Origin of the sequence: Actinomadura sp. NPDC049382 (assembly GCF_040677125.1) — a bacterium.
GTDB lineage: Bacteria > Actinomycetota > Actinomycetes > Streptosporangiales > Streptosporangiaceae > Spirillospora > Spirillospora geliboluensis.
In genome coordinates this window covers 76,710-92,799 of sequence record NZ_JBFARO010000010.1, presented here as the reverse complement: position 1 = coordinate 92,799, position 16,090 = coordinate 76,710, and the positions used below count along the sequence as shown (strand labels likewise).

The following is a 16,090-nucleotide window of genomic DNA, read 5'->3' as shown; positions in this document are numbered from 1 at the left end:
TCAGAGGACGGACGCGACCTGGACGAACCGGCTCTCGTACCCCTGGCTGAGCACCCCGCGCCCGGGGACGCGCTCGGCCGGCGTGGGCCCGCCCATCAGCAGGGCCGCGCACACCTGCGGGTGGAGCTCGTCGAGCAGCGAATCGAGCCCGCCGGACCGCCTCCGCTCCGTGCGGGCGACGACGAGGTGGAGGCGCCCCCCGCCGAGGTGCGGCCCGAGCGGCTGGAACAGCCCGCGGTCCAGCAGGCCCTGGTCGTCCACGAGCAGGTAGAACTCCTCGGCGGGCGACCTCTCCAGGCGCCCGAGGAGCCTGTCGATCAGTGACCGGACCTGCGACGACGTGGCGGCGTACTCACCGGAGGAGATGCGGGGCCGGCCCGGCAGCCGGAAGTCCATGTCGTTCAGCCCGCCGCTCGGATCGATGACGTACGGTTCCTCCCCGCCGGAGCTGAGGGCGTCGAAGACGAGGTACAGCACGTTGGTCTTGCCGGAGCCGGGCGGGCCGACCACGGTGAAGTGCGGCACCTCCCGGAAGTCGAGCACGGCCGGGGCCTCGGTGCCGTACTCGACGCCGATGGGGATGCGCCCGTGCGACGCCATCGCGAGTTCGCCGCGCGGCAGGTACTCCGGCAGCGGGGACACGTGCCCGCCCCACTCCACCGGGGCGATCATGCTGAACCGGTCGGCGGTGGCGGGCGGCAGCAGGGTGAGCACGGCGCGCATGGCCGGAACCCGCCCGCACAGGATGATCAGCGGGTCGTCGTCCCGCACGGCCAGGTTGACGATCTCCTTGAGGACCGCCTCGCTCGTCGGGCCGTTCTCCGCGCTCACCAGGGCGTCCGCGTCCCGCACGAGCAGCACCCCGCCCACGGGCTCATGGGCGAGCCAGGAGCCGGGCGTGTCACGGTCGCCCGAGTCCTGCCCCACCAGCAGGCGCCAGGACGTCGTGGTCACGCGCCCGTGCGGCAGACCGTGCCGGGCGGCGAGCTGTTCGCCGCACCACTCCGCGGCCGCCAGCTTCTCCGGCCCGTAGGGGCCGCAGAACACCAGATGGCCGCCCCCGAGAGCGCCGCCGAGCAGTGCCTTGATCGATTCGCCGGGCTCCTGCGCGGCCGGGGGCTCCGCCTCGCCGGCACGGTTGCGGAACGTCCGCGCGTCGGCGGGGGGTGGCATGCGTTCGCGTGTCCGGCGGACGAAGTCCTCGACGGCGGGCGCGGGCGGTTCGTCGGCCACGGTGAAGCGGCGCGGAGCAGCGGTGCCCGCGCGGAGGTAGGCCGTCCGCTCGCCGGTGAACGGCAGGGACGGGCGTCCGAGGACGCGCCGGAGCACGGCGGGCGGTTGCTCGCTCGCGGTGACCCGCCAGCCGAGGAGGGGCAGGAAGCGGTCCCAGACCGTCGTGTCCTCGACGGTCGACGAGCCGACCAGGAGCTGGACGCCGAGCGCCGCGCCCTTCTGGGCCGCGGTGAGCAGCGCCTCGGCCGCCTCGGGCCTGCTGGACGGGAAGGTCAGCGACACGTCGGCGAAGACGACGAGGCCCGGGGGATCGGCCGCGACCCCGCTCGCACGGGCCTCGATCTCCGCCGCCAGGAAGCCGGTGAACCGCCGGAGGCGGTCCGGCGATCCGAGCAGTTCCTCCTCGGAGTACCGGACGTGCGGGAGGTCGAGCGGCTCTCCGAGCGGATGCTCGCCGAGCCCCGCGAAGGCGAAGGTGAGATCGCTCGGCGCGTAGGCCGCGGCGAGCGCGAAGGCGATCGCGCGGAGGACGCGGCGCCGCGCCTCGGTGTCGCCGACGATCAGGCCGTGGGGGATTCCGGCGGAGATGTCGAGCGGGTGGAGGGTGACGACCTCGCCGTCATCGTCATACCCGATGCCGGGGCTCCGCGGCTCGGACGCGGGGAGCGCCCACGTCTCGTGGAACATGCCGCTGGGGCCGCCGCCGTTCAGCCGGAGGACGTCGAACCTGGGCGCGGCCTCGGGCGCCGGGGGGTCCGCCGGGTCCAGGGACCCGGGGAGCGGGTCCACCTGCGGGGCGCGCCGGCGGATCGCCTCCAGGATGGAGAAGGCGGCGTCCGGGGAGACGCGCGCCGGCCGGAACTCCTGGCGGAACTGCCCTCCGGTCGGGAGCCTCATCGACATCTCGTGGTCGCGCGCGTCGGCCTGCCAGGTCGTGAGCTCGGCCGCCCAGACGGGGAGGCGGGCATCGTCCGGCAGGCAGAAGATGAAGCGGATCCCCTGGTCGGCGCCCTCCCTGCAGAGCGAGGTGAGGGAGCCGAGGAGATCGGGGCCCGAGTCGACGAGGTCGGCGGCGTCGTCGATGACCACGACGAGTGCGGGGAGCGGGTCGAGCGTGCGTCCCCGGGCCAGGCCCGTCTGGTATTCGTCCCACGTGGCGACACCGGCGGCCCTGAGGAGTGCCTGGCGGCGCCTCCGCTCGGTGCCGAGGATCTGCGGGAGCGACGCGTTCGCCGAATCGGGGAGGGCCGAGGCCGTGTGCGGGAGTTCCACCAGCTCGGCGAACGCGGATGCCTGCGAGACGTTGCCGAACGCCAGGTTCACGAGTTCGGGCGCGTGGGTGAGGGTGAGGCTGAACACAATCGTCCGCAGCAGCGCGTCGCGGGCGGGGCGCGGGCCGATGATCAGGCCGTGCGGGAGGTCGGGGCGTCCGCTGAGGAGGTCCAGCGAGAACCAGCCGCCGTCGCCGATCGCGCCGATGAGCGTCTTGCGGGACGGGCCGTGCCAGAACCGGGCGATCAGCTCGTCGGGCGAGGCGCCGAAGAGTTCCAGCAGGTCGGGCGCGCGAGCAGGGGTCGGGGCCGGGGCGGGCCCCGGGGCGAGGTGGGTGCGGGTCTCGGGGGTGACGAGGGCGAAGTGGTCGGTGTCGGCGGTGAGGCTGACGGGGCCGCCGTCGGCGGGGAGCAGCGCGCGGAACGTCTCGGCGGCGGTGCCGGCGCGGCGTTCGATCTCGGCGGAGACGGCTTCGAGGACGCGCCGCGTGTGCAGCGCCTCCGGGCGCGGGAGCGTGTCGAGGAGGGCCTCGCGGGCGCCCGGCACGAACTCGTAGCGGACGTCGCCCGCCGGGCGCAGCAGGCCGCTGAGCAGGACTTCCGCGAGCTGGCCCGGCCCGGAGCCGCCGAGGATGCGGTGCTGGATGAGCCGCATCACCGGCAGGGACGGGTCGGACACGGCGACGTGCGCGGCGAGTTCGGCGGCGTCCGGGGAGGCCGTTGCCAGGAAGCGGCGGACGCGTTCGCCGATCGGCAGTTCGCGCTCGCGGCCTACGGGCGCCGCGCCGGACGGGCGGGCGGGCAGCGCCGCGACGGCGGCGGGCTGCGGACCGGTACCGGCGACGAGCCGGGCCCAGGCGGCGAACCAGCGCGGCGCCGCCTCCAGCACCGGGACGGGCACGCCCGGCGGCGTCGCGCCGTCGTGCGGGGTGAAGCGCAGGTCGGTGTTCGGGGCGCCGGGCCGGGGGAGGACCGCGAGGCCGGGGACGGCCGGTGCGGCGGTGCGGCGCCACAGGCGTTCGGCGAGCGGCTGGAGGATCGCGGTCGGCCCGGCCTGCGCCCAGCGGCGGACGGCGCGCGCGGCGTGCCCGCTCCACCAGTGCGGGCCGGAGCAGTCGCTCAGCACGAGCACGGCGTGGCGGCCCGACGCGTCCAGCAGGGTGCCCGGGTCCTGGGGCGGGGCGCCGGGGGACGAGGCGACGCGGCCGGTCTTGTCCAGGTAGGAGACGTGGACGTTCTGGAAGGCGCCCTGGCGGATCAGCGCCTCGGTCAGCTCGCGGGCGAGGGGCTGCCAGAGCCGCATCGTCGGCCCGGTGTCGACGACGAGGCCGAGCGTGAGCCACCGCTCGGACGACGGGACGAGCACCGGCGCCCACAGGCGGGTGTCGGCGATGCGCGCGGCGGTCGCCTCCTCGTCCAGTTCGCGGCGGTGCCGGGACGGGACGCGGCGCTTCAGCGGGCGCAGCGCGCGCTGCACGCCGAGGGCGTCCGCCAGCATCGGCGCCGTCGGGACGAGCACCTCCGCCGCCGAGCCGGCCGGTTCCGCGCCGGGGCCGGGCCGCGGGTGGAGGCCGGTCAGCGGCTCCGGCGCGGGCGGCGGCGACGGGGCGGCCGGGGGCGGCGGCGCCGGGGGCTCCGCCGGCGGTTCGGCCGCGACGGGCGGGGCGGCCGGCGGGGCCGGGGAGGGCTCCTCCTCGGCGGGGGCGAGGTGGCAGGCGAGCCACAGCATCTCGCTCAGCTCGCGGGCGTCCGGCGGCGGCCCGGTCGCCGCCAGGGCCGCGCGGAGCCGGTCGATCCCGCTCATGCGTCGTCGTCGATCGGCCCGGTCAGGTACGGCATGATCCGGTCGGCGAGGGCGTGCCGGTCGCCGGCGTCGGCGTGGCGGCACAGGTAGACGGCGTTGAGCAGCTGGTCGGTGGCGAGCGTCCCGGACGAGGACCGGTCGAGGAACCGGCGGACGAGGTCGTCGCTCCGCTCGGCGAGCGGCCCGAGATGCTCCCGGACGATCGCGGCGAGCTCCGCCTCCCCGGACGGCTGCCGCAGTTCGACGGTGACGCAGCGGCGCAGGAACGCGGGCGGGAACTCGCGCTCGCCGTTGCTGGTCAGCACGATGAACGGGAACGCGTTGCAGCGGACGGTCCCGCCGGTGACGGTGACCCGGGCGCCGGGCCCGTCGGCGGTCATGACCTCGGCGGACGGGTCGGCCCGCCGGGTCAGCTCGGGCAGCTCGTACTCGCCCTTCTCGAAGATCGTGAGGAGGTCGTTGGGCAGGTCGATGTCGCTCTTGTCGATCTCGTCGACCAGCAGGACGCGCGGGCGCCTGTAGGGGAGCAGGGCGGTGCCGAGCGGGCCGAGCCGGATGAAGCGGCCGATGTCGTCGTCGGCGGGCATGTCGTCGCGTCCAGCGGCGTACAGGCGGGTCAGGGGGTCGTACTGGTAGAGGCCGTCGCGGAGCGTGGTGCGGCTGGTGATGGGCCAGTGCAGGACGGGCCCGAGACCGAGTTCGTGGGCCACGGCGTAGGCGAGCGTCGACTTCCCGGTACCGGGCGGCCCCGTCACCAGCAGCGGCCTACGCAGGTACAGCGCGGCGTTGACCTGCTGTACGGCGTCGTCCGACGGCCGGTAGGTGGTGGCCTGGTGCTCGTTTCCGGAGCCGCCGGACGGGGTGTCCAGGACGGGCTCGCCGTCGAACGTGCGCCATGGCGGCGGGCCGGGGAGCCGGTCGATGCCGTCGTGGGTGCGACGGCTCCCTGTGTAGAGCAGCCAGTCGGACACCTATACCTCCATGGCGAGCGGGGGGTCGGGAAGGCGGGACGGGTCGTCCCACAGCAGGGTGAGGTCGCGTCCGCAGTGCGGCTCGTCCTTCGGCGCCACCAGGGCGGCCTTGCGCAGGGCGAGCGCCACTTGCGGCAGCTCGCCCGGATGCCTGCCGCCGACGGCGGCGGTCAGCTCGTCCATCACGCGATGCCCCCGGCAGTCGCCGTGGGACGGGGCGTCGCAGGGCGTGCGCGTCCACAGCATGACGGGGATGCCGTTGTTGAGCGCGGCCGTCAGCCAGCTCTTCACCGGGCGCGACCCGTAGACGAGCACGCAGAAGTCGATGTTCGCCTCCAGCCAGTCCTGGAAGTCGCTGCCCTTGCGGGGCGCGTCGCAGGCGATGGGGCGCGGGTCGCTGCGGCCCCGCTCGTGCAGCAGCCGCCAGCGGTGGTGCGCCTGGTCGCGCCGGAACGAGTCGGGCCGCATCCGCTCGACGTCCCGCACGACGACCGGGTAGCGGCGCATCGGGATCCGGTTGCGCGGGTCGAGGTGCCACTGCTCGAACGGCTTGCCGAGCCAGCTCTCCGGCACCGCGAACTCGATCATCCAGTCGCGGCCGAACAGCGCGGGCGCCAGCGCCGCCACGCCCGCCTCGGCCACCGCCCGCACCCGCTTCTCCGGGACCCGCTCGGTCGGCCGGCGCGGGCCCTCGGCGCCGTCGATCCAGGTGTGCACGGTGACGTCGAAGGCGTTGTCGAACGTGACCCGCTCCAGCCGGACGATCACCGACGCGGGCCCCGACCCCGCCGCGGCGGCGGGCGCCGCGCCCGGCAGGTGCCGCGCCGACCAGGCGGTGAGCCGCCCGCGCACCGCGTCGGGCAGGTGCGGGCCGAGCGCCGCGAGGTAGCGGACGAGCCGGTCCTCCGGCCAGCCCTCGGCGACGTACCGCACCGACCCCCACGCCGACCGGAACCCGCCGGACGCCCGGCGCCCGGTGACGCGCTCCAGGGCGGCGTCGAGCGGGTCGGTCCAGCGCACGCCGTCGAGGAGTTCGCGCAGCTCGCGGCGTGCGTCCGGGGTGAGCCAGCGGAGCGGCAGCAGGTCGTCCAGCTCCTCCCAGTAGGTTCGGATGTGCGGGAGGGGCAGCATCCAGCCGAGGTCGGCGCGGTCGCCGTCGCGCAGCTCGGCGTTCGTCACCATGCCGATGACCTCGCCGGTCGCCGCGTCGTACACGGCCGACCCGCTGTAGCCCTCCTCCAGCCAGTCGCCGGGCCCGGTCTTCAGCTCCCACCATTCGCGCCGCATGTCCCGGTGCGGGGACGTCGTCACGTGCGCGTGCCGCTCGTTGCCGTCCTTGCGGCGGGGGAACCCGCAGGCGGCGAACGTCCGCCCGCCGAGGGCGTGCTCGTGCAGGTCGTCGGGGGCGGCCAGGCGGGCGGGCTCGTAGGGCACGGGCCGGCGCAACTCCAGGACGGCGACGTCTCCCGGGTCGCCCTCGTGCCGCCACTCGCCGCGGCGGACGACGTCGGCGGGCAGGTCCTCCAGCAGGCCGGGGAAGCCGACGCGCGCCTCGTCCAGGCCCTGCACGGTGTGGGCGCAGGTCAGCAGCCGGGTCTCGGTGATGAGGAACGCCGCGCCGAGCTTGCCGCCGGACGGGTGGCCGACCCAGGCGCGCCACTGCCAGTCGTCCACGGTTCCGGCTACGCCCCCTCTTCGGCCGTCCCGCCGCCCGCCGGCGGGCTCGGCTGCGGCCCCCAGGTCATCTTGACCTTGAGGTGCCCCTCGACGGACGTCTTCGCGATGACGGCCCCGGCCGCCGCGTTGAGCTTCACGCCGAACTCCAACTCGACCGCGTCGGGGTTCAGGTCGCCGCCGCGCAGCGCCGCGAGCGCCGACTGGGCCGCCTCCCGGACGTTCTGGAACGCCTCCTCGAACCGGCCCGCCGCGTCGCGGAAGATCTCGCCGCTCCGGGAGACCGACGCGAATCCGGGCTCGCGGTCGTCGCTTTCGACGATGATCGTCCCGTGTTCGGTCTGCCACCGCACCAGTTCGTTCACGACCGCCCCCTCACGCAGGCAAATCTAACAAGATCGTCGGTTCCGGGTGCTTTGCTGGGGGAAACGGGGCCACAGGAGGACATGATGATCACGGTCGAGCAGGTGCGGGCGCTGGCGATGACGCTGCCCCGCACGACGGAGCACCTCATCCGCGACCGGGTGAAGTTCCGCGTCGGCTCCATCGTCTACGTCGCCTTCTCGCGGGACGAGACCGGGATGGGCTTCGCGTTCCCCAAGGAGGAGCGCGCCGCGCTGGTGGCGTCCGAACCGGGGAAGTTCCATCTGCCCCGCGAGTCGGAGATGCGGTTCAACTGGGTGGAGTGCCGGACGGCCGCCCTGGACGAGCCCGAGATGCGCGAACTCGTCATCGACGCGTGGCGGATGGTCGTCCCGAAGAAGGTCGCCGCCGCCCGCCTCGGCGACCTGTAGCGCGGCGGGGCTCCGCCGTCGGCGGCCTCAGTGCGGGGGCGGCATCGGGTGGAGGGCGTTGCCCGTCGTGCAGCCCGCCTCGCCCAGCGTCCGCTGGATGCGGGGCGGCGTCCACACGCTCGTCCGGCCCGGCGCGACCCGGGCGAGGACGCAGTCGAACACGTCCGACAGGTACGGCCTCACCTTGAGGACGAGGCCGACCGAGTCGCCCTCCGCCTGGAACTCCCTGCTGATCTTCGGGTCGAGGCGAAGCGACGCGACCGCCGCGCGGACCTTCGCCTCGTCCGCCCGCCCACCGGCCGGGACGCGCGGCAGCGCCTTGGACAGCCGCTCGTGGGGGATCTTCGGCGTCGCCGGCCACGGCCCGAACCTCACCGGCTCCCCGGCCGGGCAGTCGACGTGCCGGGTGCCGTAGTCGCGGAAGTCCCCGGACGTCGAGAACCGCATCCGGAAGCACCGCTTCACCGTGATCGGCTCGTCGGGCACGAACCCGGCCTCCGCGCCCGTGCCGGGGACCCGGATGACGAGGGTCACGCCCGCCCCGGCCGTCGAGGTCCCCGACACCCGCATGACCTCGACGTCGTCCATGTCCGCCGCGCGGTGCGCCAGGTCCCGCGCGGGCCACACGCGGGCCGTGTAGAGCTCGTCGCCGACCAGTTCGGCGGTCTTGCGCGCGTCCTCGGTGGCCCGTTGCTCGGCCGTCCCGCCGGCGGCGGCGCAGCCGGCGCTCAGCAGCACGGCGGGCAGGAAGATCGTGAGTCGGCGCATCCGCTCATGTTCGCGGTGCGCGGCGCCGTGCCGCATCCGTACATGTACTCATCCGGTGGTGAGTGTGACGGCGATCGGCCGGTGATCGGAGTGGCGGACGTCCGGGTTGGCGGCGTTCCGTCCGACCAGGCCGGACGTGACGAGCACATGGTCGATCTGCTCCGCCGAGTCCGGTGTGGTCGGGAACGGGCGGGACGGCGCGAGCGCGTCGGTCAGCCCGGCGCGCATCAGCACGTCCCAGGGGCGGGAGCCGGGCTCCAGGTTGAGGTCCCCGGCGAGGACGACCTGCCGGCCGTCCCGCGCGACGTCCCGGACCAGGCCGCCGAGCTGTTCGGCCTGCCGCAGGTCGGACCAGTCCGAGGGCGGCTGCGTGTGCGTGGCGATCACCGTGATGTCGCGGCCCTGCCAGCGCAGCCCGACGGCGAGCGCCTGCGCGCCCGTCGGACCGCCCTCGGCCAGCGGCATGTTCCGGACGGACGTCACCGGCAGATCGGTGAGCAGCGCGTCGCCCCACACCTCGTCCGCCGCCGGCGCCCAGACCGCTCGCAGCCCCAGCCGCTCGGACAGCAGCCGCAGCGAGTCGCGTCCGCCGTTCAGCAGCCAGGCCCGGTCGACCTCGCTGAGGACGACGACGTGCGGGCGCAGCGCGCGCAGCGCGTCCGCCTGCCGGGTGACGGTCATGGTGCCGTCCATGCCGTAACCCATGCGCACGTTGTACGCGGCGATCCGCAGCCCGCCGTCGTCGACCGGCCGCCAGCGCGGCCCGGTGTCGCGCCACAGCGGGACGGCCGCCACCGCGAGGACGGTGACGATCGCCGCGCCCGCCGCCCACCGTTCGAGCCCGAGCTCCCGTGCCGGGCTCGGGGCGCGGACGACGAGCGCCGCCACGCCGAGCGCGGTCACCACCGGCACCCACCGGTTCGGGGTGCCGAGGTCGTAGGCGGAGTAGTAGGCGAACATCAGCACGACGAACAGCAGCCAGCCGCCCGCCATCGCCGTCCCGCGCCGTCCCGCCCGGTCGGGACCGGGGACGGACGCGGCCCAGCCGAGGCACCCGGCCAGCGCGACCTGCCCGAGGACCTGGGCGGCCACCGTCCAGGCGGGGGAGACGCCGTGGACGCCGTCGACCGTGGCGCGCCCGGCGGCGAACCCGAGCACCGACAGCACGAGCCCGGCCGCCGGGACCAGCGGATGCCGCGTCCAGAACCGGGGCCGCGCCGCGACCGCCACGGACAGCACGGCGGCCGCCGCCACGACCGCCGCCGCGACACCGCCCGGCCATCCCGCGCTGGCCTGCGCGTGCGCCGCGTTGCCCGTCCACATGCCCCACAGGAGGAACGCGGGCCCGGCCGCCAGCCAGATCCGCGGCGCGGCGACGCTTTCACCCTCACTGGGCTGCCGGGTCAGCGCGAACGCGAACAGCCCCAGGTAGGCGACGAGCGGTAGCCAGGGGACGACGCCCGTCCGCCACACCAGGTCGATGCCTTCGACGGCCGCGTGCAGCGCCGTGGCCGCCGCGAGCCCGCCCGCGAACCCGGTCATCGCCGGCGCCGTGTCGCGGACGGTCATGGCGGTCGCGGTCAGCCACACCAGCCCGCCGAGCAGGCCCGCACTGGCCGCGTAGAGCTGGAGGTCACCGCCGTCCGCGGCCTGGAGGACGACCCGCGCGGCCACCATCAGCGCCCCGCCGCCGGCCGCCAGCCGGCCCGCCGGGACCAGCCGCGCCAGCGGGACGGTGAGGAACGCGGCCACGAACCACGACACCGCGTACGCGCCCATGACCTCGGCCGGGGTCGAGCCCGCGCTGCCGACCAGGGTGATCAGCGACGGCAGGAAGACGTGCACCACGTCCGCCAGCACGACGACGCCGAGCAGGACGTCCCACCGGATCCGCGACATACAGGCCCTCCCGCTCAGAATGCGAGAAAGTCTCACGTATCCGGGTTCGGGAGCGCAAGAGGCGCAGAGTGCCCAGGCGTCGGCGGGCTGCGCTCAGGCGTGGGGTGTTCAGGCGTGGGGTGTTCAGGCGTGGGGTGTTCAGGCGTGGGGTGTTCAGGCGTCGGCGGGCTGCGCTCAGGCGTCGGCGGGCTGCGCCTCGGGGGCCTCGACCGGCTGCGGCTCCTCCGCCGTTTCCGCCGGCCTCCGCCCCCACGCCATCGCCGCCGCGAAGCACGCGAACGGCAGCGCGGGCAGCATGTAGCGGTAGTCGAAGTCGACCGTGATCGGCGGGACGGCCAGCAGAGCCACCCCGGTCACCCAGAACAGCGCCGTCCGCGCGCGCGCCCGCCGCCACACGATGCCCGCCGCGCCCGCGAGCAGCACGACCCCGAGCACCGTCCCGGGCACGCTCACCCGCTCCTGGTAGCCGCGCATGAAGCCCGCGTACGGTTCGACGATGTGCGTCCGGCCGGTGCCGTGCGAGTACTCGTAGACGACCGTCCGCCGGTCCCCGCCGCCGAGCACCGGGAGGTCGGGCTTGCGCGCGGTGGGCTTCGTGGGGAAGTGGTACCGGGCCTCCGTGCCGACCGTCGGGTACTGGGACCGGTGCCACGAGAACGTCCGGACGAAGAAGTCGTACGAGACGACCCGCGCGTAGTCCAGGGGCTGGTTCTGGATCGCCCAGAGCGCGAACCGCTGCGCCCGCGCGTTCGTCTCCTCGTCGAACGGCTTCCCGTTGGACCACCCGGTCGGCGAGTTGGCCTCCCAGATCTGGTGGGACGACGCGGGCCGGTCGCCCTTCTGCCCGTACGGGCACAGGCTGGCCAGGTCCGCGGGCGGCGTGTGCGCGTCGCAGTCGGCGAACGCGGCCGTCCGCCCCCACAGGAAGATGCCGTCCACCCCGGACATCGCGAAGCGGCCGTGCTCCTGCTGGAACCACATCCCGTACGCGCCGACCGGCAGCACGAACGCCACCGCGAGCGCCGCGTACACGGGCCACCGCGTCCGCCGCACCACCAGGTACAGGACGACGATCAGGAACAGCGGCACCCCTACGGTCCGCGTAACGGCCGCCACGCCCAGCAGTGCGCCCACCGCCGCCGCACGCCGCCACCCGGTCGCCCCGGGCTTGGCCAGCAGCAGCATCGCGCCGAACACCAGAACGGTGAACAGGGTGTCCGACAGGAGCAGATGCTCAAGGGTGATCTGGAACGAGTCCAGCAGAATCGGTGCGACGGCCAGCGCCGCCCACGTCCGCCGCACCTCGAAGTCTCGGACGAGCATCCGGTAGCCGACCACCGCGAGCCCGACGATCGCCGCATGGTGCAACGCCGTGATCAGTGCCAGGCTGTGGAACGGCTTCAAGGCCCACAGGAACAGCCCGTAACCGGACGGCCGCAGCGGATGCGGGAACGGATCGTCGGCGATCCGCAGGAAGTCGTAGCTGTCGTTGAACCACAGCACGCCCCGGAACCCCAGCATGGTGACCACCCGCAGCGCCACACCGGCGACGAGCACCACCGCGAACAGCCAATGGCCCCTCACCGCGCTGACCACGGCACCAGCCTTCGCGCGACGGTCGGCAAGAGGGAAGAGCGGCACAGGGGGAACCTTTACTGTGGACGTGCGGGCGGACGAATCCCGCGCCGAGCGATTATCGGCCGTGTTCACGCCGGGGCGGGCCTCCAGGCTGCGTCACCGCAACCGCCCACGCATCGGCCGCGATCCTACCAGCGCCCCCGGCCGCTTCCCGGTCGTCCGTTCCCCTGGGAGACGACGGCCGGGGCGCGCCCGGAGACCGGGCGTGCCCCTCTGACCTGCGTCGGCGGGTCAGTCGTTCGGGACGAGCATGAAGGCGCGAGGCGAGGCCGTGCCGACGATGACGCCGTCGTCGTTGATCGCCGCGGCGTTGTAGAGGACGGTCCCCTTGGGCAGGTTCACGGTGACCTTGTTCAGGTCGGTCATCTTCCCGTTCTCCCAGATGAAGGCCCGGCGGCCGGCGCCCCCGCTGGAGTCGGTGTCGGAGATGCCGACGATCTGGCCCCGGTTGTTGATCCCGCCCGCGAAGCTGGCGGGCCCGCCGAGGGTGCCGAGGTCGGTGATCTTCCCGTCGCTCCAGCTGACGGCGTGCATGTAGCCCGTGAGCTTCTGCGAGTCGCCGACGACCGTGCCCTGGTCGTTGACGTCGAGGGCGCGGGTGCCGGGGTACCCGCCGCCACCGAGGGTGCCGAGGTCCCGCACCGTGCCGTTCTCCCAGATGACGGCGCGGTTCGCCCCCGACTTCGTCACCGCGGTGCCGACGACCTGGCCGCCCTCGTTGATCGCCGCCGCCTGGCTCTCGGTGCCGTAGGAGACGCCGCCGAGGCCGGGCAGGCGGCGCATGGTGCCGTCGGCGTCCCAGACCGCGGCGCGGGTCGGCTGCCCGGACTCGCTGAACGTTCCGGCCACGGTGTCGGACTCGTTGATGGCGAGCGCGGTGCTGCCGTTGGCGCCGCCGTAGGGGGCGCCGAGGTCGACGAGTTCGCCGTCGCGGTACACCACGGCGTGCGCGGGCTCGTTCGACGCCCCCGTGTAAGCGCTGCCCACGATGCGCCCGGCGTCGTTGACGCCCAGTGCGGTGTTCATGGGCAGCCTGCCGATCTCACCGTCCTGCCAGACCACGGCTTTGTCTGCCGAGCCGACCACCACGCCGCCGGTGTTCACGTCGTTGGCGACGCTGGAGGCGTAGCCGGGCACGGACCCGAGGTCGACGTAGGTGTAGGTGGTCGCCTGCTCGGCGGCGTGGGCGGGCACGGTGACCGCGGCGGCGGCCAGGGCGGTCGCGGCGGCGGCCGTGGCGGAACGGCGCAAGAGTGTGCTGATGGACATGTAAACGATCTTGCTGACCGCATGCGCCCGGCGATAGGCCGCGGACCATTACCGGGTTCTTACACGTCGGCGGGCACGAGCAGGCCGAACAGCCGCACCGCGACCCTCCCGTCCGGCAGCGGCGCCGGGCTGCGCGCGGCGACCGCCTCGCCCGCGGGCCACGCCGCACCGTCCAGCAGCACCTCGTTGGACTGCAACTGGCCGTTGTGGTGGGCGACGAAGAAGCGGATCCAGTGCACCTGCCGGGTGAGCGGCTGCGAGCGCAGGGCGTCGAGCAGCCCGTCGAGGAGCGGCGCGGCCGGCGGCACCGGCCGGTCGGCGAACATGTTGAGCTGAGCGCCCAGGACCAGCTCGAACGCGCCGCCCGGATGCTCGTACCGCTCCCGCTCGACCTGGCCGGGCGCGGATCCGGGCCGCAGCAGCCCCTCGACGATCGGATGCAGCGCGCCGCGCTCGAACTTGTGCACCGCCTCGCTGATCGCCTCGCGCCAGGTGGCGCCGGGCCCGGCGAAGCTCTCCACCAGCCGCGGCCCGGCGAGCGCCGGATGCGACACCGCGAAGTCGATCTGCCCCATCACCAGCCCCGCCGGCGCGGGATGGACGAACAGCCGCGCGTCGACCGCCGTCCCGTCGCCGGGCACCACACCGTGGCCCCGCAGCAACTCCTCGAACACGACGCGCGGCGAGGGCACGCCGCCGTCGCCCGGCACGGGCGGGGCCAGGTCGTCCATCAACCTGACTTCGCCGAGCGCCAGGTCCGACATCTGGGACCCGTCGTTCAGCGCCTGGTTGATCACGTTGAACTCGGCGCTGCGCAGCGCCACCCGTTCGATCTCGCCGCGGTCGGCCTGCTGGGCGCGGGCGAACGCGGCGGTGAACACCGGCTCGTCCGCCAACCGGATCTGGCCGCCCGGCGCGGTCACCGCGTCCGTGTAGGAGACGTCCGGCAGCAGCCGCCGCGTGAACGCCATCGGCAGGAAGACCAGCAGCCGCTCGGCCAGCCACGGCTCGACCCCGGCCCCGGTCAGCCGCTCCCGCACCTCGTCGTCGCTCGGCGGCTCCGCCCCCGCGCAGAACGCGGCGATCCCCACCTCGACGGCGCTATCGAATCCCACGGACGTGATCATCGCGAAACACTATCCCGGTGGGCGGAGCGCCCGCAGGCGTAAATACCGCCCGGTGCCGGACATCGGCCGCACCGGCGCCCGGCCCCGCCGGACCGGGCGCCGACACGGCTCACGTCACCCTCGGCCGAGGTGCCGCGCGAAGAACCGGACCGCGCTGCCGGCCTCGAATCTGGGCAGGTCCTTGTGCCCGCCCGTGTTGGCGTGCAGCGTCTTCTCCGCCGAGGCGAAGGCGTCGAACAGCGCGAGACCGGCCGGGCGCGGGATGTGCTCGTCGTCCCACTGGAGGACGAACTCCACCGGGACGGTGATCTGCTTCGCCGCCTCGGCCAGCCGGTCGGGCCAGTGCAGACCGAACACCGCGGCGGTGATCCGGGAGTCGGCCGCCGCCAGCGGCACGCCCACCGCGGTGCCCATGTTCAGCCCGAAGTAGCCGACCGGCCCGCCGGCGCCGATCTCGGGGAGCCGCTGGAGGGCGTCCAGGGCCGCCCGGTACTCCGGCACGGCGCGTTCCGCCAGGTGGGCGTTGTAGCGGACGACGATCGGACCCTCCGGCTCGCCCGCCGCCCGCGCCCGGTACAGCGCGGCGATCTCCTCCTCGTCGTGCGCCGTGCGCGGCCGGTCGCCGTGCCCGGGGGCGTCGAGGACGGCGACGTGGAAGCCGCAGCCCTCCACGAGGAGACGCGCGCGCCCCGACATCGCCGGGGACTTCTTGTGGTTGCCGCCGCCGTGGCCCATCAGCACGAGCGGCGCGCGGCCGGTACCGGCCGACCAGAGCACGCCGGGGACGCCGTCCACGGTGAAGTCGCGTTCGATGACGCCGCCGGACGACGTCTCCGCAGTGAAACGCAAGGAATGCACAGGTGATGCCTTTCGGGAGTGCCTGACTGTCGAGGCGCTCCCGGCGACCCCTACGTCAATCGCCCGACCGTGACGACGAGGGGAGCACCCACATCGATACAGCGTTCATGGGTCTCACCTCCAAGCGTCAGAACACGGCCGACGGCAACCTATCAACCGTCCCGTGCGTGACCTACTCCTTTTTCGCGCGCTCAGCGCGCGCTCAGTGCAGTTGGTCGGTGACGAACCGGACGCGCTCCTCGACGGGCGCCCGGGGCAGTTCCACCAGCTCATAGCCGTATTCGGCGTAGGTCGTCACCATCGACTCGTAGGTTCGTTCCGCCTCGGCCAAGGACTGCTTGCGCTCGGTGTCCTGCTCATAGATCTCGGGCCAGGGCGGGGCGATGAACACGCGCCGCCGATAGCGGAAGGTGCGCGCCGCGGTGTGGACATGCGGCGGGACGGGCCGTCCCTCAAGGCGGAGATAGCCGACGATGTCGGGGATTCCGCGATCGAAGAAGACCGGGCCCGCCTGCGCCTCCATGCTGCGGTAGGAGCGCATCTCCCAGCAGAGCATCATCTCGGCGAACAATTCGACGTCCTGCCAGGGCAGCGCACGGCCCCCGATGGCCACCTGATCCTGGATGACACCCCGCCCGGCCTCCTGGGACCGAGCGAAACCCGTCTCCTCCAAGCGGTCGATCAAGGTGCTCTTCCCGGACCCGGGCCCTCCGGTGACCACAACGAACCCCTCCACCGCCGCAAGCCCCTCTCCACGCAGCCAGAACACCCGCCGACCGCACCC

General features: G+C 74.2%; 12 protein-coding genes. 1 reads left to right on the top strand and 11 read right to left on the bottom strand.

Annotation, left to right across the window (positions count from 1 at the left end):
* From AB0K34_RS09610 to AB0K34_RS09595, 4 genes are read right to left on the bottom strand one after another with little or no spacing between them, the layout of a single operon-like run.
* Entirely contained in the window at positions 1-4,308 is a 4,308-nt protein-coding gene (locus AB0K34_RS09610) for an SAV_2336 N-terminal domain-related protein (protein WP_364547038.1), read from the bottom strand.
* Positions 4,305-5,279 (bottom strand): MoxR family ATPase, encoded by a 975-nt coding sequence (locus AB0K34_RS09605; RefSeq protein WP_364547035.1) that lies wholly within the window; start codon positions 5,277-5,279, stop codon positions 4,305-4,307. Before AB0K34_RS09605 ends, AB0K34_RS09610 begins: the two co-directional genes overlap by 4 nt.
* Complete coding sequence (locus tag AB0K34_RS09600) at positions 5,280-6,953, bottom strand: trypsin-like peptidase domain-containing protein (RefSeq protein ID WP_364547032.1); 1,674 nt, start codon at positions 6,951-6,953, stop codon at positions 5,280-5,282. It lies immediately after the preceding gene.
* Between the two features lie 8 nt (positions 6,954-6,961).
* Positions 6,962-7,318 carry a CU044_2847 family protein gene (locus AB0K34_RS09595; RefSeq protein ID WP_138637516.1) on the bottom strand — a complete coding sequence of 119 codons (357 nt, stop codon included), beginning with the start codon at positions 7,316-7,318 and terminating at the stop codon, positions 6,962-6,964.
* An 81-nt stretch (positions 7,319-7,399) separates the two neighbouring features.
* On the opposite strand from AB0K34_RS09595, the gene AB0K34_RS09590 reads away from it, so the two are divergent.
* Positions 7,400-7,747, top strand: coding sequence for an MmcQ/YjbR family DNA-binding protein (locus AB0K34_RS09590; RefSeq protein WP_364547028.1), 348 nt, complete (start codon positions 7,400-7,402; stop codon positions 7,745-7,747).
* Positions 7,748-7,774: 27 nt separating this feature from the next.
* On the opposite strand, the gene AB0K34_RS09585 is transcribed toward AB0K34_RS09590, so the two are convergent.
* The 7 genes from AB0K34_RS09585 to AB0K34_RS09555 all read right to left on the bottom strand — a co-directional run bounded on the left by AB0K34_RS09585 (position 7,775) and on the right by AB0K34_RS09555 (position 16,042).
* On the bottom strand, positions 7,775-8,515 hold the full coding sequence (locus AB0K34_RS09585) for a hypothetical protein (protein WP_364547026.1): 741 nt from the start codon (positions 8,513-8,515) through the stop codon (positions 7,775-7,777).
* Positions 8,516-8,563: 48 nt separating this feature from the next.
* On the bottom strand, positions 8,564-10,414 hold the full coding sequence (locus AB0K34_RS09580; RefSeq protein ID WP_364547023.1) for an endonuclease/exonuclease/phosphatase family protein: 1,851 nt from the start codon (positions 10,412-10,414) through the stop codon (positions 8,564-8,566).
* Between the two features lie 174 nt (positions 10,415-10,588).
* On the bottom strand, positions 10,589-12,010 hold the full coding sequence (locus AB0K34_RS09575) for a hypothetical protein (protein ID WP_364547020.1): 1,422 nt from the start codon (positions 12,008-12,010) through the stop codon (positions 10,589-10,591).
* Positions 12,011-12,283: 273 nt separating this feature from the next.
* A complete protein-coding gene (locus tag AB0K34_RS09570; RefSeq protein WP_364547017.1) occupies positions 12,284-13,321 on the bottom strand; it encodes a DUF3466 family protein in 1,038 nt (345 codons plus the stop codon).
* Between the two features lie 59 nt (positions 13,322-13,380).
* A complete protein-coding gene (locus AB0K34_RS09565; RefSeq protein ID WP_364547014.1) occupies positions 13,381-14,436 on the bottom strand; it encodes a DUF6348 family protein in 1,056 nt (351 codons plus the stop codon).
* Positions 14,437-14,562: 126 nt separating this feature from the next.
* A complete protein-coding gene (locus tag AB0K34_RS09560; protein WP_364547012.1) occupies positions 14,563-15,297 on the bottom strand; it encodes an alpha/beta hydrolase in 735 nt (244 codons plus the stop codon).
* 211 nt (positions 15,298-15,508) lie between these two features.
* On the bottom strand, positions 15,509-16,042 hold the full coding sequence (locus AB0K34_RS09555; protein ID WP_364547083.1) for an AAA family ATPase: 534 nt from the start codon (positions 16,040-16,042) through the stop codon (positions 15,509-15,511).
* Positions 16,043-16,090 lie beyond the last annotated feature (48 nt).